Annotated in this window: 14 protein-coding genes; 11 read left to right on the top strand and 3 right to left on the bottom strand. The window is 64.1% G+C overall.

Annotated features, from left to right (window positions below):
- Window positions 1–99 precede the first annotated feature (99 nt).
- A complete protein-coding gene (locus tag ACR0R4_RS02915) occupies window positions 100–1,356 on the top strand; it encodes an integrase catalytic domain-containing protein (protein WP_433645266.1) in 1,257 nt (418 codons plus the stop codon).
- 157 nt (window positions 1,357–1,513) lie between these two features.
- Here ACR0R4_RS02915 and ACR0R4_RS02910 read toward each other — a convergent pair whose 3' ends face one another.
- The gene (locus tag ACR0R4_RS02910) at window positions 1,514–3,691 is read right to left on the bottom strand and encodes a malate synthase G (protein WP_433645835.1); all 2,178 of its coding nucleotides are present in this window, start codon (window positions 3,689–3,691) and stop codon (window positions 1,514–1,516) included.
- A 233-nt stretch (window positions 3,692–3,924) separates the two neighbouring features.
- On the opposite strand from ACR0R4_RS02910, the gene ACR0R4_RS02905 reads away from it, so the two are divergent.
- From ACR0R4_RS02905 to ACR0R4_RS02875, 7 genes are all read left to right on the top strand, one after another.
- Window positions 3,925–4,680: an IclR family transcriptional regulator gene (locus ACR0R4_RS02905; protein ID WP_433645834.1), complete on the top strand. Its 756-nt coding sequence runs from the start codon at window positions 3,925–3,927 to the stop codon at window positions 4,678–4,680.
- Window positions 4,681–4,703: 23 nt separating this feature from the next.
- Window positions 4,704–5,855, top strand: coding sequence for an AMP-binding protein (locus ACR0R4_RS02900; protein ID WP_433645833.1), 1,152 nt, complete (start codon window positions 4,704–4,706; stop codon window positions 5,853–5,855).
- 147 nt (window positions 5,856–6,002) lie between these two features.
- Window positions 6,003–8,111, top strand: a complete 2,109-nt coding sequence (locus ACR0R4_RS02895; RefSeq protein ID WP_433645832.1) for a helix-turn-helix transcriptional regulator — start codon at window positions 6,003–6,005, stop codon at window positions 8,109–8,111.
- 438 nt (window positions 8,112–8,549) lie between these two features.
- Window positions 8,550–9,047 (top strand): hypothetical protein, encoded by a 498-nt coding sequence (locus tag ACR0R4_RS02890; protein WP_433645831.1) that lies wholly within the window; start codon window positions 8,550–8,552, stop codon window positions 9,045–9,047.
- A gap of 2 nt (window positions 9,048–9,049) precedes the next feature.
- A complete protein-coding gene (locus ACR0R4_RS02885) occupies window positions 9,050–14,377 on the top strand; it encodes a CLIPPER-2 domain-containing protein (protein ID WP_433645830.1) in 5,328 nt (1,775 codons plus the stop codon).
- 105 nt (window positions 14,378–14,482) lie between these two features.
- Entirely contained in the window at window positions 14,483–15,442 is a 960-nt protein-coding gene (locus ACR0R4_RS02880) for a 1,4-dihydroxy-2-naphthoate polyprenyltransferase (RefSeq protein ID WP_433645829.1), read from the top strand.
- Window positions 15,443–15,451: 9 nt separating this feature from the next.
- Window positions 15,452–16,822 carry an NAD(P)/FAD-dependent oxidoreductase gene (locus ACR0R4_RS02875; protein WP_433645828.1) on the top strand — a complete coding sequence of 457 codons (1,371 nt, stop codon included), beginning with the start codon at window positions 15,452–15,454 and terminating at the stop codon, window positions 16,820–16,822.
- Between the two features lie 44 nt (window positions 16,823–16,866).
- On the opposite strand, the gene ACR0R4_RS02870 is transcribed toward ACR0R4_RS02875, so the two are convergent.
- Window positions 16,867–17,172, bottom strand: coding sequence for a DUF4229 domain-containing protein (locus tag ACR0R4_RS02870; protein WP_433645827.1), 306 nt, complete (start codon window positions 17,170–17,172; stop codon window positions 16,867–16,869).
- Between the two features lie 76 nt (window positions 17,173–17,248).
- On the opposite strand from ACR0R4_RS02870, the gene ACR0R4_RS02865 reads away from it, so the two are divergent.
- Both ACR0R4_RS02865 and menD read left to right on the top strand, forming a co-directional pair.
- Complete coding sequence (locus ACR0R4_RS02865) at window positions 17,249–17,647, top strand: PLDc N-terminal domain-containing protein (protein WP_433645826.1); 399 nt, start codon at window positions 17,249–17,251, stop codon at window positions 17,645–17,647.
- Window positions 17,644–19,425, top strand: a complete 1,782-nt coding sequence (menD, locus tag ACR0R4_RS02860; RefSeq protein WP_433645825.1) for a 2-succinyl-5-enolpyruvyl-6-hydroxy-3-cyclohexene-1-carboxylic-acid synthase — start codon at window positions 17,644–17,646, stop codon at window positions 19,423–19,425. Before ACR0R4_RS02865 ends, menD begins: the two co-directional genes overlap by 4 nt.
- A 74-nt stretch (window positions 19,426–19,499) precedes the next feature.
- Here menD and ACR0R4_RS02855 read toward each other — a convergent pair whose 3' ends face one another.
- On the bottom strand, window positions 19,500–20,762 hold the full coding sequence (locus ACR0R4_RS02855; RefSeq protein WP_433645824.1) for an isochorismate synthase: 1,263 nt from the start codon (window positions 20,760–20,762) through the stop codon (window positions 19,500–19,502).
- 69 nt (window positions 20,763–20,831) lie between these two features.
- On the opposite strand from ACR0R4_RS02855, the gene ACR0R4_RS02850 reads away from it, so the two are divergent.
- Entirely contained in the window at window positions 20,832–21,566 is a 735-nt protein-coding gene (locus tag ACR0R4_RS02850) for a class I SAM-dependent methyltransferase (RefSeq protein ID WP_433645823.1), read from the top strand.
- Window positions 21,567–21,606: the final 40 nt, after the last annotated feature.

Raw genomic sequence — 21,606 nt, 5'->3', positions numbered from 1 at the left:
CGACGTGCCTCACCTAATATGCCCGCGAAACACTTCCGGTGCATCACGTAAAAATGCCCGCGAAACGGAATCATCAGTTTCATGGGAAGTGGGCTATCAATGCGTGCCAGACACGAGATCACACGAAAGTTCGCGAAGCAGTATGCCGCAGCGGCCAAGAAGGAGAAGAGCCGTCTCCTTGACGAGGTATGCGCGATCACGGGCTGGTCCAGAGACAACGCGCGCAGACAGTTACAAGCTGCGCTGAAACCGCGTCGGGTAGGGGCCCGGCAACGTAAGCCGCGCCCGCTGAAGTACTCACATGACGCGTTGAAAGTGCTGCAGAAAGTGTGGGCGTTCGCGGGCGGGATCAGCGGGAAATACTTGGCCGCGTCAATGGAACTCCAACTCATGCTGCTGGAAGCGCACGGCGAACTGGTCCCAGGCCGGGGCAGGTACAGTCACCACGTCGCGGACGAGTTGCTGGCAATGTCACCGGCCACGATCGACCGCTACCTCGCCCCAGCCCGCGCGAGGGACCCACTCCGCGGGATCGCCACCACCACGCCAGGCCCGCTGCTGCGGAACTCGATCACGATCAGGAAAGCCGGTGACGAGATCGAGGCCGTACCCGGGTTCTTCGAGGGCGACACCGTCGCACACTGCGGGCCCGTCTTGAAGGGTGAGTTCTGTCGCAGTGTTGATCTCACCGACATGCACACCGGTTGGACGTACACGCGCTCGATCCGGAACAACGCACACCTGCACATTCGTGACGCCCTCGACCGATTCATCAGCGAAGTGCCGTTCGAGGTGACCGGGGTGGATTTTGATAACGGGTCCGAGTTCATCAACTACGACGTCATCGGTTGGGCTGCAGAACTTGACATCTACTTCACGAGGTCCCGGCCGTACAAGAAGAATGATCAGGCCACGATCGAGTCGAAAAACAATCAGATCGTGCGCCGGTACGCGTTCTACTGGAGGTACGACACCGCGCCTCTGCTGAAGCTATTGAACGAGTTATGGCCGCTGGTGAACGATCGCCATAATTTCCTCACCCCCACGAAGAAACCCATCGGTTGGGCGACCGATCAAAGGGGGCGCCGTAAACGTGTCTACGATGAGCTCGCGACACCATTCGACCGGCTCCAGCGTTCCGGTGTGCTCAGCGCCGAGAAGACCGCCGAGTTGACCGGGTACCGTGACAGCTTGAACCCGGCCCACATCGCTCGCGAGATCGACCGAATCCAGCAGCGCCTCACCTACCTCGCGGCCGAGAAGACTCGCACGCTCGAAGCGATCGAACTCGCGAAAGCACCAAACGCGGCAGCCGGGGTCAAGCCGGCCCGCGCGAGCAGGAAACAGGCAAGCTAAGCTCGAGAATTACGCGGGCATTCTTATGTGAGTCACCGGTGGTGTTTCGCGGGCATATTTATATGAGGTTCCTCGCGATCCGGGGCACCGAATCTCCCCAGATCTGCGCCCCAGATCCGCGCCCCTGATCCGCGCCCCTGATCCGCGTCCCAGTGGATCACCCGGCCGCCTGCGCCTTTTTCGCGCGCCGCAGCTCGTGCAGAATCGGCTCCGTGTAGCCGCTCGGCTGCGCAGCGCCCTCGACAATGAGCCTGCGCGCCGCGGTGAAGGCGATGCCGGGCGTGCGGCCGTCCGCGCCAAGCAACGCCTCATAGGTGGGGTCGCCGGAGTTCTGCCGATCCACCACCGATGCGAGCCGAGAGAGTGCCTCGTCGACCTGTGACTCGGTGATGATCCCGTGCGCGAGCCAGTTCGCGAGCAGCTGGCTCGAGATGCGCAGCGTCGCACGGTCCTCCATCAGCGCGACATCGTGAATGTCGGGCACCTTCGAGCAGCCGACACCCTGATCGACCCAGCGCACGACGTAGCCCAAGATCGATTGCACGTTATTCTCGACCTCGGTCGCGACCACTTCGGGTGTGAGATCACCGTCGCGCGCGAGCGGCACCTGCAGCAGCGTGTCGAGGCTATCAGTCGGCAGCGGCGGCAGCGACCGACGCGCCTCGAACGCGTCGAGCTGGTGGTAGTGCAGGGCGTGCAGCGTGGCGGCGGTGGGGGAGGGCACCCAGGCGGTCGAAGCGCCGGCCCGCACATGTCCGATCTTCTGTTCGAGCATGTCGTGCATGAGGTCGGGCATCGCCCACATCCCCTTGCCGATCTGCGCGCGCCCGTCGAGCCCGCACGCGACCCCGATCGCGACGTTGCGCGCCTCGTAGATGCCCAGCCACGGCTGCGTGCGAATGTCGCCCTTGGGCAGCATGGTCCCGGCGTAGAGCGAGGTGTGGATCTCATCGCCCGTGCGGTCGAGGAACCCCGTGTTGATGAACACCACCCGGTCGCTTGCCGACTGAATGCACGCGGCGAGGTTCACCGAGGTGCGGCGCTCCTCGTCCATGATCCCGATTTTCACGGTCTTCGCGGGAAGGCCGTAGAGTCGCTCGACCCGCTCGAAGAGCTCGACGGCGAAGGTGACCTCGGCGGGCCCGTGCATCTTCGGCTTCACGATGTAGATGGATCCGGTGCGCGAGTTGCCTCCTGCACTCTTCCCGCGCAGGTCATGCAGCGACCCGAGCACCGTCATGATCGCGTCGAGGATCCCCTCGAAGGTCTCCTCGCCCGCGCGATCGCGCACCGCGTCGGTGCGCATGAGATGCCCCACATTGCGCACAAAAAGGGTGGATCGGCCCGGCAGTACGAGCGGTTCGCCACCCGGGGCAGTGTACTGGCGGTCGGGGTTGAGGGTTCGCGTGAAGCTGCGGCCACCCTTGCTGACGGTCTCGGCGAGGGTGCCATCCATGAGACCCCGCCAGTTGCGGTATCCGAGCACCTTGTCTGCCGCGTCGACCGCGGCGACCGAGTCCTCGAGATCCATGATGGTGGTGAGCGCGGATTCGACCAGGATGTCTTCGACACCCGCGCGGTCGGTGCGTCCGATGCGCCCAGCCGGGTCAATGACGATCTCGAGGTGTAGGCCGTGATGGCGCAGCAGCACCGCGGTGGGAGCGCCCTCCTCACCACGGTACCCGGCGAAGGCCTGCGGGTCGACGAGCGTCGTAGTCTCGTCGCGCCCGAATACTACGCGAAGCGCGCCCTCCGAAACCGTGTACGCCGACGCATCCGCGTGTGACCCGCGTGCAAGCGGGGCGACGCTATCAAGCATGTCGCGTCCGAACGCAATTACGGCCGCGCCCCGCTCAGCGTTGTACTCGGCGCCAGGGGCGAGGTCGCCCGTTTGATCGATGGCATCGGTGCCGTACAGCGCGTCGTAGAGGGAACCCCAGCGGGCGTTGACCGCGTTCAACGCGAAACGTGCATTGAGGAGGGGTACCACGAGCTGCGGGCCAGCGAGGGTGGCGATTTCTGGATCGACGCCGGTCGTGGTGACCGCGCAGGTGTCGGGCTCTGGCTCGAGATAGCCGATCTCGGCGAGGAACTCGCGGTACTCGGCCCTGTCGGGGATGCCAGGCCGGGCCCGATGAAACTCGTCGATCTGGCGCTGCAGGTCGTCTCGGACCCGCAAGAGCTCAGCGTTCTTCGGCCCGAGATCGTGAATGATCTCGCTGACACCGCTCCAGAATTCCTCGGGCGTGAGGCCCGACTGATCGAGCGATTCCTCGACGAACGTTGCGAGGGCCGGGTCGACGGTGAGGTCTGAGTGGGTCAGGGGCTGGGGCACGGTGTTTCTCCGATCTGCTGGGCGCCTGAGCGCTGGCGCCAGGGGTGTCGAAGTCGAGTCTAGACAGCGGATCCATAATTTGAAATACTGATTCCGTAATGTGAAATACGATGAGAAGTATTTCGACCTTGGTCGGTGCTGTTGCCAGATCGGGGCGCGCGATAGCGACCCAAGATCTTGAATGAGACCGGGCAGGCCGGTGTGGGTCATCAACAACAAATAATGGAGTTGGCGTGAGCGGAACCGAATCTGGAGGCGTGCAGTCGGTGGAGCGAGCCTTCGACGTGCTGGAAGCTCTGGCCAGGGCCGAGCACGAACTCACGGTCGCCGAGGTCGCTGCCGCCACACAGCTTGCCGCGCCGACGGCGCATCGACTCCTTCGCACCCTGCTGAGCCGCGGCTACGTGCAGCAAACAGACTCTCGTGGCTACGCACTCGGCTCTGGCCTGATCCACCTGGGAAAGCGTGCGACACCCGAACTTGCGACCCTGGCGCAGGGCGTGCTCGCTGACCTCGAAGAGGCATCGGAGGAGACGGCGAACCTCGCGGTGCTCGACGGTGACCTGGTGGCCTACATTGCTCAGATGCCCTCGCGCCATCGCATGCGCATATTCACCGAGGTCGGCCGGCGGGTGCTGCCTCATGCTTCGGGCGTCGGTAAAGCTATTCTTTCGACGCTGCCCGAGACGCGGGTGCGGGAAATCATTGCACGAACGGGGCTGCCGAAGTACACCCCATCGACCCTGACAACAGACTCTGCGCTGCTGGCAGACCTGCGCGAGTCACGCCGTCGCGGTTTTGCCGTAGACGACGGAGAGCAGGAGGTGGGCGTGCGCTGCATCGCCGTCCCGATACCCGGGTCGTCGCCCCCCGCAGCCGTGTCAATTTCGGGTCCGGTCGCCCGGGTTACCGACGCGAAGAGCAGCGCATTGACCGTGGCGCTCATGCGGGCGGCCGCGAGTCTCGCCTCGGCTGCAACCCGCGGCTGAAGTGTGTGACCTAGGCTTGCAGCGTGACCCAGAAATCGTCGCTGCGCGCCATTCCGACTGCCGATCGCGCGTGGCTGCTTGCCGCGCTCGCCGATGCATTGCAGGGTGGGGCGCCCGTGCTGCCGGTGAGCGAGGGGGCCGACCCGGAGGCGATCCGCCGGCTCCAGTACGAGACATTGCCTCCGGGCACCGCGCTCGTCGTGCGTACCTCGGGCTCGAGTGGCGTGCCCAAGGCAGTCGCGCTTTCGGCCGATGCCCTGCGCGCGAGCGCGGAGGCGACTCACGAGGCCTTTGGTGGCGCTGGGCAGTGGCTCGTCGCGCTTCCCCCACACCTGATTTCCGGGCTTCAGATGCTCGTGCGCAGCGCGGTAAGTGGCATCGCCCCCGAGTTCTTCGACGGCCCGTTCGACCCGGCCGAACTGCTCGCGCGCGCCGAACACATGCGGCACGAGCGACGGTACGTGTCGCTTGTGCCCGTGCAGTTCACGCGCCTGTTGACGCTCGCAGAGGTGGATCCCGCCGCCGCTGATGTCTTGCGTTCGTTCGACGCGGTGCTCGTGGGCGGTCAGGCGGTGACGCTCGAGATGCGTCGCCGGGCGCACGACCTGGGCATCGCGCTCAGGCGGAGCTATGGCATGACCGAGACGGCCGGCGGTTGCGTCTACGACGGTGTCGAGATCGGCGACACCCGGGTGCGCATTCGGGGCGGAGAGGTGCAGCTCGCGGGCCCGACGCTCGCGCTCGGCTACGTGGGCGACGCGAAGCTCACGGCGGATCGCTTTATTTCCGACCAGGGCGTGCGCTGGTACCGCACCGGAGATGCCGGCCACCTGCTTGGCGGAATGCTCACCGTCACTGGTCGTCTCGACCGGGTGATCATTTCGGGCGGCGTGAACGTCTCGCTCGACGAGATCGAGCGTGTCGCGAGTGGGCATCTGGGCGGTGCGGCGGTCGCCGCGGTGGGCATCGCCGACCCCGAGTGGGGAGAGCGGCCGGTGCTCGTGATTGAGGGGCTGGATCACGTGATCCACGAGCGAACCGAAGAGCTGGGAGCGGCTCTGCGCGCGCAACTGGGCCCCGCGGCGATCCCGGCGCGGTTCGCCCTGCTCGCGGAGCTGCCTCGTCTCGAGGGCGGGAAGCCCGACCTGCGAAAGATCGCGGCCCTCGTAAGTTGAACATGGAGACCGTCCACGAGGAAACACTGCACTGCGTGTAGGAATTTCCCACAATTCGGTGCACGGTGTCCTAGACTTACCTCACTTCTGAGGCGGCTGTCCTCGGTAATTGTGTGCGCAACGGGGACGCACAGAGGGAGAAACGCTATGGACTCCGCAACAGAGAAGCAGCTCGAGGCCCGCGAGCGCCCAGTCGTCGGGCCCGCGGTGGCGCTCACCGCGCCGGTGATGTTCGCCTACGCGAGCCATTTTTTACTCTTCCACCGGGTGACGGGTCGCAGCATCGAGTTGCTTCAGCGCGCATTTCCGCGTCGCTTTCCGGCGGCACGTGACCAGGTGGTGCTCGACGCATCCTACCCGGGCGAGGGATCGGTACTTGGGCGATTTGTGGAGGCCGGTTATCTCGAGACCGCGCCTCGCGTTCCGCACCGGAATCACGCCGGGTGGATCGTGCCCGCAGGCGCGAGAGACCTTCTTGCGCATGAACTTCTGCGTTACAGTTCGGTGAACCACGAGGAGGGTCGGCTTCACGAATCGCTGTCAGCGAGCGATGCCCTGCTCGGCTTTCGCGCACCCCTGTTGGAGACGTTAAAATCCGCCGCGGCCGATACCGCAGACGATGAGCCGCTGATTGGAGAGCTTGCGGTGCAGCTGCGGTTCGCCAGTGACTGGGCCGAACTCGAGCATCTTTGGTATCGCTACGGCATGCGCATCATGGTGACAGACCCGCTCGCAACCCACACCGCTTTCGGCGCGCTTCCGGAGCCGGTACTGCATCAGTTTCCCGGCCTGTGGCTGGCGCATGTCTACGTCGAGTCGACGTCGGTGATGCAGCGCGTTCGCGACCTTCCCGAGGGGGAAGACCTCGATCTGCTCGTTGAACGGCTGTCTCTTCAGGTTACCGAGTGCACAGCTGCACTTGGGCCGAGGTGGCGCGAGTTGAGTTCGCCAGATGCCCGGGTGCACGTTGGCGTGAACTGGATGCGTTTCCAACGGCTGCGCGGCGATTTTGCGGGTGCGCAGGAGACCCTGGGCGAGCTCCAACAACAGGTTCAGGCCGCGGCCCCGCTGAGTCGGCCCGCCTCGGATCGGAATCGAGCATTTTTCAAACTGGAACAGGGCATTCTTCACTTTTTCGTGGAGCGATGGCCCGAGGCGATGGAGTCCCTGCGGGAGGCGACGCTCCTCTGGCAACGGCCGGGCTATGGCGATTACGTGCCGGCCTTCGCGTTCGCGTTGATGGGGTTGATGCACGAACTACGCGGGTCGCGGGATCGCGCCGCGGAGTGCCTCGTGCAGGCTCAGGGCATCTTCGGTGAGGTGCAGGATTATGCCTATGTTTCGGTGCTGACAACGACGGTTGAGGCCATGCTCGCCCTCGACCGGCTAGAGACTGATCGCGCCCGTGAACTCCTCGACAGGATTGAGCGAACCGCCCCAGAATCTGAGCTGTGGCCGATTGTGCTGCTCGCGCGTCACTGGACCGATGTGATCTCTGGAGACCCAGCAGCGACGGCAAGAAAGCAGGAACAGCTGAGCGGCCGCGCGACCGGCGCTGGGCGACTCAGCCCGCTGGCTGTGCGGCTGGTGCACCGCGTACGCGTCGAGACGCTGCTTGCGCAGGGCCAGGCGCAGCGTGCGCGGGCAGTGTTGGAGCGGCAGACTTCGTCGTCGCACGGCTGCTGGGCGCGGGTGTCGCTCATGGGAGGGCGCAACGAACAGGCCCTGAGGTACGTCGATATCGTGGTGCACGATTCGCGTGCTTCGGCGCGCGATCGCGCACAGGCGCACCTCATCGGGGCGGCCGCGCAGCATGCGCGTGGTGACGATTCCGCGGTGGATCACGCGTGTTCGGCGGCGGTGGAAGAGATGCGCCAGGCCGGCACTCTCCTCCCGCTCGCGACCTTGCCGCCGGGCGTGCGTGTCGAGCTCGTCGAGCGCTGTGCGCGCAAGCCCGGTTGGCAGGAGCTGCTGCTCGATCTGGGACTGACACCCGCAGCTGCTGCGGGCCGGTTCGCCGCACTTGCCGGGGGATTTCCCGATCGCGCGGTGCTCGTTGACCTCACATTGCGAGAGGGCGAGCTGCTGATGCTTCTCGATCAGCGGCTCACACAGACTGAGATCGCACGCAGGCTGCACCTCGCGCTCTCCACCGTGAAGAAGCAAGTGGCTGGTCTGTATCGCAAGCTCGGCGTCGAGTCACATGGTGCAGCGCTCGAACAGGCCTATCGCATCGGTCTCTTCGACAACGCATAGGCGGATCACGCTCAGCGCGCTCCTGCTCTCACGTACATTCGGCGCATCGACGGTACCGATTTAGGTACCGCATCGCCGTCACGCGACGTGGCCTGCGCCTCAGACCGCTATAACTGTGCCCGGTCTCGACCCCAATTTCACGGGTCAGTACACGGCGAAAGGGCACACGACATGTCACTGCGGGGTACCCAAAGCGGTGCGTGTCACGTTGCTGATCCACACTCGTCATCTACCGCGGGGGATCCCGGATCTCATCGCCTGTGGCCTCGCTCAGGTTGCTGTCGGCGAGAGCCTGGATAGCTGCTCCAACTTGGGGTGCCAAAAGAACTTTCAAAAATATATTTCAACTTCGCGTCATATTCGCGACCCAACAGGACTCTCTCTGAGTGGGTCCACAACTTTTGGGCTCATTGGAAGACGTAGCCAAGGGGGCTTGTCATGAAGGGTTCACGTTCCAGACCCGCGTTTATTGCCGCACTCGTACTGGTTTCCTTATCGACTGCAATGGGTGTCGCCGGCTGTACTTCAGTGCCGAGCGCCGAGCAGGTGCGTGTCAATCAGGCCTACGATCAGGTTTCCGCAGATCCGGAGCTGCAGCTGCAGTTGCAGGGGCTGTCGGACAGGATCGACCGGGGGCTTGTGGAAGCCACGCGGGCTGACATCACATTTCATTCGGAAGTTCTTCACACCGCTCAGGTCGTGATCATCCTCGTCGACGAGGAGACAGCGCCATCGCCACAGGATCTCTCGACGGTGCTCGACGAGCTCGAGCGGTTCACCGCCTCAGAAATTACGGAGTGGTCGGTGACTGCGATGTCACCGACCGGAGCGACGGTTTCTCTCGCCTCAGCGGCCGACGCTGCCGGGGTTCCTGCTGAACAGGTATCCCCGTTCGGGGCCATCAGCATCGCAACTGCTTCACCTCAGGGGGAATGATCATGGATTACACACCGCAACATGCACGGGTGTCTCGCATCCGACGCGACAGGCGGAAGGTGGCAGCTGCGCTGCTCTCCTTCCTCTTGGTCGCTGGGGCAACGCTGCTCGGCACCACGAGCGCGCAGGCAGCCAGCGTTGGCTCTATCGCGATCACCACCTCGTCTCCGGCTATTCAGGAGGTGTCAAGCGTCTTCAATTTCGAGGTCACGTGGTCGTGTTCAGGCCTGACTGACGAGGACTGTTTCAACCCGCGGATCGATATTCCGATCTCACTAAACAATCTCCCCGGTGGCATTGAAGACATGGACTCTTGGGGTGTCACCATCACGCCGCCGAGCCCCTCCACAGCGAATTTCACCTCGACGGTGGTGCGCACCCCCACGGGGTTGACTGTGCAGCTGACTTCCACGCGCACGGTTCCTGCCGGTGCTCAGGAAATGCTCCTGGTTTCCGTCCGCCCCCACCCTTCGACCGGTGACGGTGTCGGATTCACCTTCGGCCCGGCCACATTCAGCTCACCCAGCTTTCCCTCCGTCATCTCAAACAGCCTGAGTGGATCAGTGACGGCACGTGACCTGCTGCCCATCCAGAAGGTTTTCCTGGGCGGGAGCGCCGCATCGGGAGCGACCACGGCTCGGGCCACGTACCAAATCACCCCGAACATCGCCGGCGTCTGGAACCCTGCCACGAACCAGTGGGCCTCATGCTCATCCCAGGACAACAACCGGAACGTCACAGATACCGCTGTCGCCGGCACGGTACAGATCGTGGATCAGCTCCCTCCGGAGGTGACGTTCGTGTCAGCCACCGGTGGCGGGGTGTACGATCCAGGCACCCATTCGGTTACCTGGTCAGACTGCTCAAATTATCTTGAGCAGCCGTACTTCGTGGTCGTAGAGATGCCTGCCGCAGCAAACGCTGCTGACCCCGCCTACCTCAACCCGATCACAAACACGGTCACTCGGTCCTTCATGGACACCGCAGGGGTGCCGCAGTCATCAACCAGCACGGTCAACCACAACAACATTTTTCAGGCACGACCCGACCCTCTCTTTGCAAAATGTGGCGAAGGTCGAGTGATCCCCAATGCGTCGCAACCTTCGCCGGCCGGACAGTGCCGATGGCGATTCTCACCCACCTTCGCGTACTCAGGCGCCTTGGGAGTTCACTACTACAGGATGAGTGCAACACGGCTGCTGCAGGGTGACGAGGTCACGATCACTGACTGGGTGCCGTGCCAGTCAAATCCCAACCCCGCAGGGTTTGGTTCTGATACCGGATGTCTCGATCCGCTTGAGCGCATCACCGATCTGCGGTTCACATCCACTGCTGGGTCATCCTCGGCCCGCACGATTGGGTATCAGGAGCTGACATTGTTTTTGAGCGATGGCACGCAACAGGTCTTTGATGCCACCACCCCCATCGCCTCCCTCTCTCCGCTTCCTGCCGCACCTGCGGGAACCACGTACGTTGGATTCAGTGTGCGGCTGAACGCGCTCACGCTTGATGGTGCGGTGCAGGTGGAGATGGACACGAGGGTGGAGCCTGGCGCTGATCGCGACATGGACCTGCGAAACACCGTCTCGATGTCAGTGGCCAACCCCACTTCGTCGTACTTCTATGAGGATGATGCAACCGGCATCGGCGCCGTGCGCGCTGGCATTTCGGGAACCTCGTACGCAAGCATCAACGCGTCAGGTTCGGGAATCCGTTACGCAAACGGTTCATTCGGGGCGTATGCCCTCGACCCGAACATCGCCTACCCGACGTACACGCAGGTGCTTCCTGCCGGATACAAGGTAGCCGGAGACTCACTCAACTCGATCATTGTGAATGACGCAGAGGGGCGATCCAACCGCAGCCACTACGACATCGAGTTCGTGCCGGAAGACCCTGCGACGGGAACCCCAGCACTGGTGCGGTTCACTCCGCTGCCAGGCACTCCCGCAGTTCCGGCTGATCCGTCCCAGGGATGGCCGTATGTGAGCGTCAGAATCACACTGGAACGCACCTGGGGCAACCAGTACGGAGCGCTCTACACCGAGTCGTACTCTTCGGTGACGGGCGACACCGGCGGACAGATGGCGAACTGTTTGCAGTACTCCCCATTTGTGGTGGGTGACCCTCGTGACCTTGACGGTGACGGACTGACCACCGGAGACACCGGCTGCCTGTCGCTCGGAGGCGCAACCTTCAGCTCTCCATTGGCTCCCGCAACCAGCGTGGTCACGAAGCATGTACGCGATGTGAACTCCGCAGCATGGTCGGGCGCAAACCAGGTTGCCGGCATCACCTCAGGAGCCGCGGAGTACCTGGTGCACTGGGAGAATTCGGGCCAGCCTGCTCTGTCTGACGTTGTGCTTTATGACCTTCTGCCACACGTCGGAGATACCGGAGCAACCGAAGCCAATACTGGCTCGCGTGGCAGCGCGTTCACCCCCGTGTTTGACGGTCTGAGCCGTGCAATTCCCGCAGGGGCAAACGTCGCCTACTCGGCGTCAAGCAACCCATGCCGTCCGGAAGTTTTCCCGTCGCAGCCCTCCTGCGATAACGACTGGACTGCCGACCCCGCAACGCTCGGCGGGAATGCGAATGTCAAAGCGCTGCGCATCACCCTCCCGGGCAACTGGGCGTCAGGATCCAGCGTCAACATCGGATTCCGCATGCTGGTGCCCTCAGGAACCACCAGCGGTGATGTTGCCTGGAACACGGTTGCGCAACGCGCACTCAACGGTGGCGTCCCGTTGGTCTCCGCAGAAACTGCGCGAACCGGCATCATGTCTCCCGCTGAAGTGCGCGTCGAGAAGTCGAGCCCACAAGCAGGGAGCGAGCTCGGCGTCGGCGAGATTGTGAGCTACGAGATCACCGCGGAGAACCGTCTCGAGACACTCGCAAACGGAGTGCGCGTGGTCGACGATCTCAGTGAGGTATTGCAGCACGCAATATACAACGATGATGCAACCGCCACATCAGGTGCCGTCGCCTGGGATCCGATTGCAGAGCAGTTGATCTGGACCGGCAACCTGGGGGTCGGTGACGAGGCAACAATTCGCTTCACCGTTACCACGACCAGCCCCACGCCCTCAACCGGACTCACCAACCGCGTCATCGGGAACATTGGCACCCTGCCAACCAACTGTGTGACCGGTCTTGAGCCAGAATGTACCGTGCAGGCATGGGTCGTTGCGCCTGAGGTGGGCCTGGTGAAGTCCGCGGTGGGAGTTGCGGAAGGTTCCACGATCAACGGCTTCACCGATGTGACCTGGAACTACCTGGTGACGAACACCGGCAATGAGCCGCTGGAAGCTCTCCTGGTTACAGATGACCAGGGCGTGGCAGTCACCTGCCCGGCCACGACCCTCGCGGTCGGAGCCTCCATCACGTGCACCGGAACCGGAAACATCGGAAACGGGGCAAGCTACGAGAACATCGGTGGTGTCGAAGGGGTGGGCGCCATCACCGGTGACCCCACCGCAACGGCAGATCCGTGGTCGGTCAACATTGACCCCGTCGAGCCCACGGTTCAGATTGTGAAGAGCGCGAACGGCATCGCGGAGGGAGCCGCAGTGCTCGCTCTGACCGACGTAACGTGGACGTATGCGGTCACGAACACCGGAGAGGAACCACTCACCGGCCTGGTCGTCACTGACGATCAAGGGGTCGCGGTCTCGTGCCCAGCAGCAGATCTCGCCGTCGGAGCAAGCATGGATTGCACCGGTACGGGTTCGGTCGGAATCCAAGCCTCCTATGCAAACACGGGAATGGTCATCGGAATCGGCACTCTCTCTGGTGGAGCGGTTACCGATGACGACGACTGGTCTGCGATCGTCACACCGCTCTCGCGCACGTTGTCGCTCGTGAAGTCCTCCCCGGACGTCACCGAAGGCGGCATGATCGACGGGTACTCGGTCATCAGCTGGGACTACTTGGTCACCAACACTGGCCAGGAACCCGTCGTTGATCTGACAGTCGTAGATGATCAGGGCGTGACCGTCGATTGCCCTATTACCTCCCTCGCTTCCGGCGCTTCGGTGACGTGCACGGGAAGTGGATCAGTCGGTGCCGGTCCGGAATACCGAAACGTCGCCACCGCTCAGGCGGTCGGCGCGATCACCGCTGGTCAGGTTTCCGCAGTCGATGATTGGTCTGTGGGCGTTCGCCCCCTGACCGTGAACGTCACGATCGACAAGCGATCCACCAACGCCACCGAAGGGACGCAGGTTCGCCCGAACACTCTTGTGGATTGGACATACCTGGTCACGAACACGGGAGAGGAGACGCTGCTCGATCTTGATGTCACCGACGATCAAGGAGTTGCCGTCACCTGCCCGCATACACAACTGCTGCCAGGTGAGTCGATGACGTGCCTTGGAAGCGGTTCGGTTGGCGGGGAAGGTGAGTACGTCAACGTCGGTGCTGTGATCGGCGAATCCGAGCTCAGCTCCACTCCGGTGAACGCCGAGGATCCGTGGACGATCACCGTCCGGGAACTGGTTCCGGCGATCTCCATTGTGAAGGGCGCACTCAACGCAGTAGATGGCGGGAGTGTGCGGGCCGACACGGTCGTGGATTGGCAGTACGCGGTCACGAACACGGGAGAAGAAGTACTCACCGACATCGTGGTCACCGACGATCAAGGCGTGACAGTGACCTGCCCCGTGACGGACTTGCTCCCCGGAGCGAGCATGGTGTGTGAGGGCAGTGGTTCCATTGGCCGCGGGGCGAGCTACACCAACATTGGTGCGGTGGTTGGTACCGGGGTGCTCACCGGCGGTGACGTCACCGCAGAAGATGAATGGACTGTGAGCGTCACGATGCCAACGCCGCTCGTCTCGCTCGTGAAGGATGCTGACGGGATCGCGGTCGGCGCCACACTTCCCGAGAACACGGTGGTGAGTTGGACCTACACCGTCATGAACACCGGCGAGGAAACCCTGCAGCAGATTGAGGTGACTGATGACCAAGGTGTCCAAGTCACCTGCCCGGCTACAGTCTTGGAACCTGGTGAATCGATGGAGTGCACCGGATCAGGCTCCATCGGAGACGGTGCCACCTACGAGAACATCGGTTTGGTTCTCGCGGTCGGTGCGGTCAGCGGAGGTGAAGTCGAGGATGAGTCGACCTGGACTGTTGTGGTGAGCGACCCGCCAGTCCCGAGCACCCCATCGCTGACACCTCCGGCAACCCCACCTGCGACACCGCCGGTTTCGGTGCTCGAGCACACCGGTGGACCGGGTCAGATCGGTCTCCTGATGGTTGCGCTCGCACTCATTGGTTGCGGACTGATTGCGACAGGAGCGAGCCGCCTGCGGAAGCACGAGGAGTGATCCGCTAACCCCCAAGATCGGCCCCGGTGAACAGTGTCATCCTCACAACTCACCGGGGCTGAGTCCCGCGCGCGGCTAGGATCGTTGCGGAGTGAGGAGTGTTCCATGAACGCAGCGACCAGAGACGGACGTAAGTCGGGCAACCCGGCAAAGCGCGCCGCCGCGACCATGCAGGTTCGCACCAGCGGCTCCCCCACAATTACCTGGCGCAACTGGGTGGCAGGGGCACGGCTTCGCACGTTGCCGCTCGCCGTCGCGCCGGTCGCGGCCGGAGCGGGCATCGCACATATGGTGCAGGCATTCTCCTGGCCACTGACTCTGCTTGCGCTGGGTGTCGCGGTGTTCCTGCAGATCGGCGTCAATTTCGCAAACGATTACTCAGACGGTATCCGCGGCACCGACGAATTTCGGGTCGGGCCTGCAAGGCTCACTGGTTCGGGGCTTGTCGATCCCAAGCGGGTGCTCGCCACCGCGCTCGTATTCTTTGCGCTCGCCGCAGCGTGCGGGCTCGTCGCCGTGCTCCTGAGTGGGCGCTGGTGGTTTCTTGCGCTTGGTGCCGTCGCCATCGTCGCCGCGTGGTTCTACACCGGCGGTAAACGACCCTATGGGTACGCCGGGCTCGGCGAGGTGGTTGTGTTTATCTTCTTCGGGCTCGTCGCCACGGTGGGTACCACCTGGCTGCAAACCGACGTGCAGACTCAGGAAGTCTGGTGGGCAGGTGCCGGGGTGGGGCTATTCGCCGTCGCCGTGCTGATCGCCAATAACACCCGCGATATCGCCACCGATCGGCTCGCAGGCAAGCACACACTCTCCGTCCGCATCGGGGATCGCGCATCCCGAATTCTCTACGTCGTGTGTGTGCTGCTCCCATTTGCGGTTCCCGCGCTGTACGGGGCGGTGCATCCGGGCATGCTACTCGTCTGGCTGGTGCTCATCATCGTGATCCCGAGCTGCGTGATCACGCTCTGGGCGCGCACCGCGCGCGAGCTCATTATTGTGCTGGGGTTGACCAGCCTCGCCGCACTTGCCTACGGCGTTCTACTCGGCATCGCGTTTGCGTTCTAGGAGGCTCTGATGATCAACGGACAGGTTTCTCACTGGTGGCAGCAGGTCGGCGCTCCAGTTCCACGACCCGAGTTGCCCGGCGACCTCACTGCCGATGTGGCCATTGTGGGGGCAGGCTACACAGGCCTTTGGGCCGCCTACTACCTCAAACAGGCCAGGCCCGAGCTCAGGGTGGTCGTGATCGAGCAGCGACACGTCGGGTACGGCGCGTCTGGGCGCAACGGCGGGTGGCTCACCAATGCCATCACCGGCGGGCGAGAGCAATACGTGCCGAGCCACGGACGAGATGCCGCCGAGCGTTTCCAACGTGCCATGAACGAGACGGTGGATGAGGTGATTCGTGTCTCCACAGCCGAAGGCATCGACGCGGATATCCAAAAGGGCGGCGAGTTCAACGTCGCCTACACGCCGGCGCAAGAGGCGAGGATCCGCTCCTTTGCCGCATCTGAGCAGCAGTGGGCGCACACCGATCTTGAGTTGCTGGAAGCGTCAGCCGCGACGGAGAAGATTAATGTTGCGCACACTCGCGCCGCAGTCTGGCACCCACACTGCGCGCGGATTCAGCCGGCAAAGCTCGCCGCAGGGCTCGCCGATGCCGTCGAGCGTCTCGGTGTGGAAATCTACGAGCGAACCCGTGCGGTCGAAATCGCCCCGCACCGCGTGCGAACGACGCATGGCACAGTGTCTGCCGACATCGTGGTGCGCGCCACCGAGGGATTCACCGCGAATCTCGCAGGCCTACACCGGCTCTGGCTGCCCATGAACTCATCGCTCATCGCAACCGAACCACTCTCGTCCGAGGTCTGGGACGAGTTGAACTGGAGCCAGGGGGAAACCCTGGGGGATTTCGCCCACGTCTACATGTATGCCCAGCGCACGGCTGACGACCGGATCGCGATTGGAGGGCGCGGTGTGCCCTACAAATTCGGCTCCAAGACCGACACCGATGGGCAGACCCCTGCGGTGACGGTGGAAACGCTGAGCGAAATCATGCACCGATTCTTCCCGGCCACCCGAGGCGCCGAGATTGACCACGTCTGGTCGGGTGTGCTGGGCGTGCCCCGCGACTGGGCCGCGACGGTGGGTCTCGACCGTCAGACCGGGCTCGCATGGGCCGGCGGATACGTTGGAACCGGCGTCACCGCCACGAACCTCGCCGGGCGCACGCTCACCGATCTGATTCTCGAGCGTGACACCGAACTTGCTGGGCTTCCCTGGGTCAACCATCGTGTGCGCAAGTGGGAACCCGAGCCGCTGCGCTGGATCGCAACGAAGGGCCTATATGCGGCATACGGCATCGCCGACCGCACGGAGCTGGCTGGTCGCGCGAAGACCTCCCCGATTGCTCACCTGGCCGACGTGGTCACCGGCCGACACTGAGCGGGTTCGCCACGAGGCTTCGCGTGCCTCGTGTGCGTAGGGGTCTATTGGGCTTCTCGGGGCGCGTTCCCGTGGTCTGAGGCAGCGCCTTCCGAAGATCCGCCGTCGAGCGCCGCGTCCTCAGCAATGTCATCTGCGGTGCGGCCGCGGTGTCGCCACTCGTACACGCCGACAGAAGCCGCTTCGCGCGGTTTGGAGAGAAAGATGATCGAGAGAGAAACCGCCGCGAGTGTGGCCACAACTGCTGCAAGCCACCAAGGCCATCCGATGAGCATGAGCGCTGCGAAGGGCACGGCAAATACAGCGAGGCGCGCGAGTGAGTAGACGATCCAGGCGGTGCGAGGTTTCACATCCGTGAGTGTACCGACTGCTGCTGAGCAGCCACCCAGCGGGCGTGCTCTCAGGGGCGATGGGTAGCATAAGGGCATGGTGCGGTTCTTGATTATTGGTGCCGTGATCGCAGTGGCGTTTATCCTCTACGCGCTAGTCGACGCGGCGATGACCGACGCGTCCAGGGCGCGCGGGGTGCCGAAACCTGTGTGGGTGGTGCTCGTCGTGGTTTTGCCGGTGATCGGCGCGATCCTCTGGTTTGCGATCGGCAAGGGGCGGCCGGGGGCGGCTCAGGTGGCAGGTCCTGCGCCAGACGACGATCCGCGCTTCACCGGCGCAAAGCTCAGCGATGCCGAACTCGAGCGACTGCGAGAGCTTGAGGAACGTCTGCACGCGCTCGACGAGGAGACGTTTCCCGGCGAGAGCACTGACCACCCCGACAGTGAAAACGAGCCGGAAAGCGGCGCGGGCGAAGACCAGTCGGAAAAGAAGTGACATCCGTTTCACCAGCCTCGGTATTTGCCGTCGGACTGTTGGCCGAGTTCATCCGTGGCGGAGTTCGCGATGTCGTGGTGTGCCCGGGATCTCGGTCGCAGGCCCTCGCCCTCGCGGCTGCTGAGGCGGAAGGCGCGGGGGCGTTGCGCCTCCATGTCCGCCTCGATGAGCGCTCCGCAGGTTTCTTCGCACTCGGCATCGCTCGCGAAACGGGCTTTCCAGCCCCGGTGATCGTCACGAGTGGCACCGCGGTCGCAAATCTCATGCCTGCCGTTCTCGAAGCACACGAGAGTCGCGTCCCACTGATGCTCCTCACAGCCGATCGTCCGACTGAGCTTCGCGGGATTCGCAGCAACCAGACCACGAGGCAGGCTGGCCTCTTCGAGCGGTTTGCGCGACTGTCGCTCGACGTACCGGCTCCCGAGCGGGCGGATCCCATCCGCACTAGTTCGGGCTTCGCTCTGTCACTCGATCCGGTAGAGATCGCCCAGAGGGCTCTCGCTGCCGCTTGCGGGGCGCCCGGTCGGCAGCCCGCGGGTCCTGTGCACCTCAACATCGCATTCCGTGAGCCCCTCTCCGGGTCAACGGAAGAGATCGGCTCTGTTCCCGTCGGGTGGGAGACCATTGCGAGTGACGCTGCACCTGCATCGGAGAATCGCTCCGGCGAGACCGACACGAGCGACTCGGAAACTTACATCCATTCAGGTGATGCGCTCACCGTCGTGATCGCAGGCGAAGGAGCAGGGCCGGAAGCCGAACAATTCGCGCGCGCGGCGGGGCTGCCTCTGCTCGCCGAGGTGGTGAGTAGCGCTCGATTCGGACGTGAAGCGATCACCTCATACGCCTCGCTGATCGATGACCCTCAGGTAGGGGAGTTGGTTGAGCGCGCGATCGTATTCGGGCACCCGACGCTTACCCGGCAGCTTCCGTCGCTCCTTCGGCGAAGCGATGTTGATGTCGTCGTGGTTGACCCGCACGCAGGCGCGGGGGCCGAGCACTACGACCCCAGTGGAGAGGCGCGGATCGTTCGTTCCGCAAAGGTCTCCGACACATATTCTTCGAGGAGCATGCACCGCTGGTTGGGTGCCTGGGTGGTGGCTGATCGCGCCCTGCGCGAGCAGCGATCCACTGGGCACACGCCTGACCCGTCGGCGAGTCGCGGCGCGGACTACAAACAACTGGCCGCGCTAGCTCGCGCTGAAGTGGCGGCGCGACGTGAGCCAGTGACCCGTGAAATGCTTGTGGAGAGCACCTGGCGTGCGACGTGGCCGCACGACCGGCTGGTCCTGGCCGCCTCGAGGCTCGTGCGCGTGCTAGATGGGATTGCCGCGCCACGGCACATTCGGGTGCACGCGAACCGCGGGCTTGCGGGCATCGACGGTACTGTTGCGACCGCACTCGGCATCGCCTCCGCAAGTCAACGGGACGAGCGCTCCGCGCATATGACCGGGGTGACGCGCGTGCTGATCGGCGATCTCGCGCTCTTGCATGATGCAGGTTCGCTCCTGTTGCCCGAATGTGAGCCGCACCCGCGCGTGCAAGTGATCGTCGGAAATGACGGCGGAGGCACGATCTTTGACACCCTCGAGGCCGCGAGTACCGCTCCCCGCGAGGCGTTCGACCGGGTGATGTTTACCCCACAACGGGTGGATCTCGAGCGCCTCGCGACCGCCTACGGATGGCAATATCAGTGCGTGAAGACCCGGGGTGAACTCGAGGCGCTGTTCACCCGACCGGTGACCGGGCCGACCATCGTCGAGGTACCGCTCGCCCGCTGAGAGACTCCACACGGGCACCGCCCTCGGGACGTTTGGGAACACGGCGAGGTAGGCCATCGTGAGGCTTCGCTCCGCTACGCGCCAAACGCCTCGGCAATGGGAGTGAACTTCGACACAGTTTCTCCAAACTCGCGGTCGGGATCAGAGCCCGCCACGATCCCACCACCAGCGGTCGCAGTAACCTCGAGTCGCCCCTGGTCGGTAGGGGTCACCTGAGCGCAGCGCAGCGCGATAACCCACTCGCCGTCGCCGTCGGCGTCGATCCACCCGACTGCGCCAGCGTAGCGACCGCGGTCAAACGGCTCGATCTCGGCGATCGATGCCACGGCCTGGCTGGTGGGGGTTCCCGCCACGGCTGCGGTTGGATGCAGTGCGGCGGTGAGCTCGAGCGACGTGCCGCCGGCACCGGGAGTCGCGCCCAGATCGGTCGCGAGGTGCCAGACGTTGGGTAGTTGCAGCGCGAAGGGTTCCTCGCTCGTGTGCAGCTTGGCGACGTGCGGAGCGAGCGCCGTCACCACACTCTGCACCGCGAAGGAGTGTTCGTGCTGTTCCTTGGTGCTTGTGAGGAGTTCGTCGCGCGCACGCGCATCGGCCGCTGGATCGGGCCTGCGCGCTCGCGTGCCTGCAAGTACCCGAGCCGAGATCGCGCCATCGGTCTGACGAATGAGTGTTTCTGGACTCGCTCCGATCAGGCCATCGACCGCGAACGTCCAACAGTCGTCGTAGCGTTCGGCGAGGCGCCGCAGCGGCACGCGCAGATCGTCTTCGGCGCGGATCCACCCGTGAACCTGGCGCGAAAGCACGATCTTTTCGACCGAACCGCGGGCAATGCGGGCGGAGGCCTCCCGTACCCCGGCCAGGTACGCGGCATTCGGTTCCGTTGTGGGCAGGTCTGTGCCGATCCACGCACCGATCGGTGACGAGGCGGGCAAGAGCGGATCGCGGCCGATCGGCGCTTCGGCGATCTCGGTGACCCAGGCCGTGCCGCGATGCCGTGCCACGATCATGCGCGGCACAATCAGCACGCTAGTCGATTCGCTTGCCGACGAGAAGGCGAAGGTGCCGAACGCAAGCAAGCCGCTGCCGGGCAGTCTTACCGAATCGTCTACCTCGGCCGCGGCCGCGATGCTGCGCCAGACGGCGCTCGCTTGCGTGAAACGATCGGGGCCGGTGAAGCTCAGCCGCTGGGTTTCGCCGATGCCCACGCAGCCGCGATCGCCACGCGTCCACAGCAGCGGCTGGGAGGAATCGGCGAAGCTGAGCAGGTCGTCGAGTGAGGGCAGGGAAGCCAGAGGGCGCGTGACCGCATAGAGGCGGTGCGGCGATCCACTGTTCATCCCACTAACCTACCCGGTGAGCTCGTGAACTCAGCGTGCGCGCAGGGCATGACCGGCTAGCATAGGGGGGTGACCCGCCCCGATACGGCCACCAAGCTGGCCACCGACGTTTCCACGATGTTCGATGAGGTGTCTCCGCGCTACGACCTCATTAACGACGTGCTTTCGGCCGGAAATTCGCGCCTCTGGCGCATTGCAATGACCCGCGCCCTGCAGCCTCGAAAGGGTATGCGAGTGCTCGACCTTGCCGCGGGCACCGGCACGTCAAGCGCGGCGATTGCGCAGCACGGTGCGCACGTCACCGCGGCCGATTTCTCCGAGGGCATGCTGGCTGTGGGCCGCGAGCGGCAGTCGGGCAACGAGCTCATTGACTTTGTGTGGGCCGATGCCACTGAACTGCCGTTTGACGACGCGAGTTTCGACGCGGCCACGATCTCGTTCGGGCTGCGCAATGTCACCGAGCCGAAACGGGCGATCGCCGAGATGAAGCGCGTCGTGAAGCCGGGCGGGCGAATCGTGATTTGTGAGTTCTCCAGGCCGGCTGATGCGATTCGCGGGCCCTACACCGCCTACTCGCGTCACGTGCTGCCGCGCATCGCCGGGGCGCTGAACAAGAGCGCTGAGGAGGCATACCGCTACCTGAACGAGTCGATCGAGAAGTGGCCGGCGCAGGATGAGCTCGCGGCCTGGATGCGTGAGGCGGGACTTGAACGGGTCGCGTACCGCAACCTGACGTTCGGCATCGTCGCGCTGCATCGCGGGTTTGTGCCGCGCGCGGCTGATGCGGCAGGCGGTGCATCTTGACACTGCCCATTGCCGAAGACACGGCGACACAGGCGCTCCC

The organism is Leucobacter fengyongliangi, assembly GCF_050971685.1.
Lineage (GTDB): Bacteria > Actinomycetota > Actinomycetes > Actinomycetales > Microbacteriaceae > Leucobacter.
This window is presented reverse-complemented; position numbering and strand designations above follow the sequence as displayed.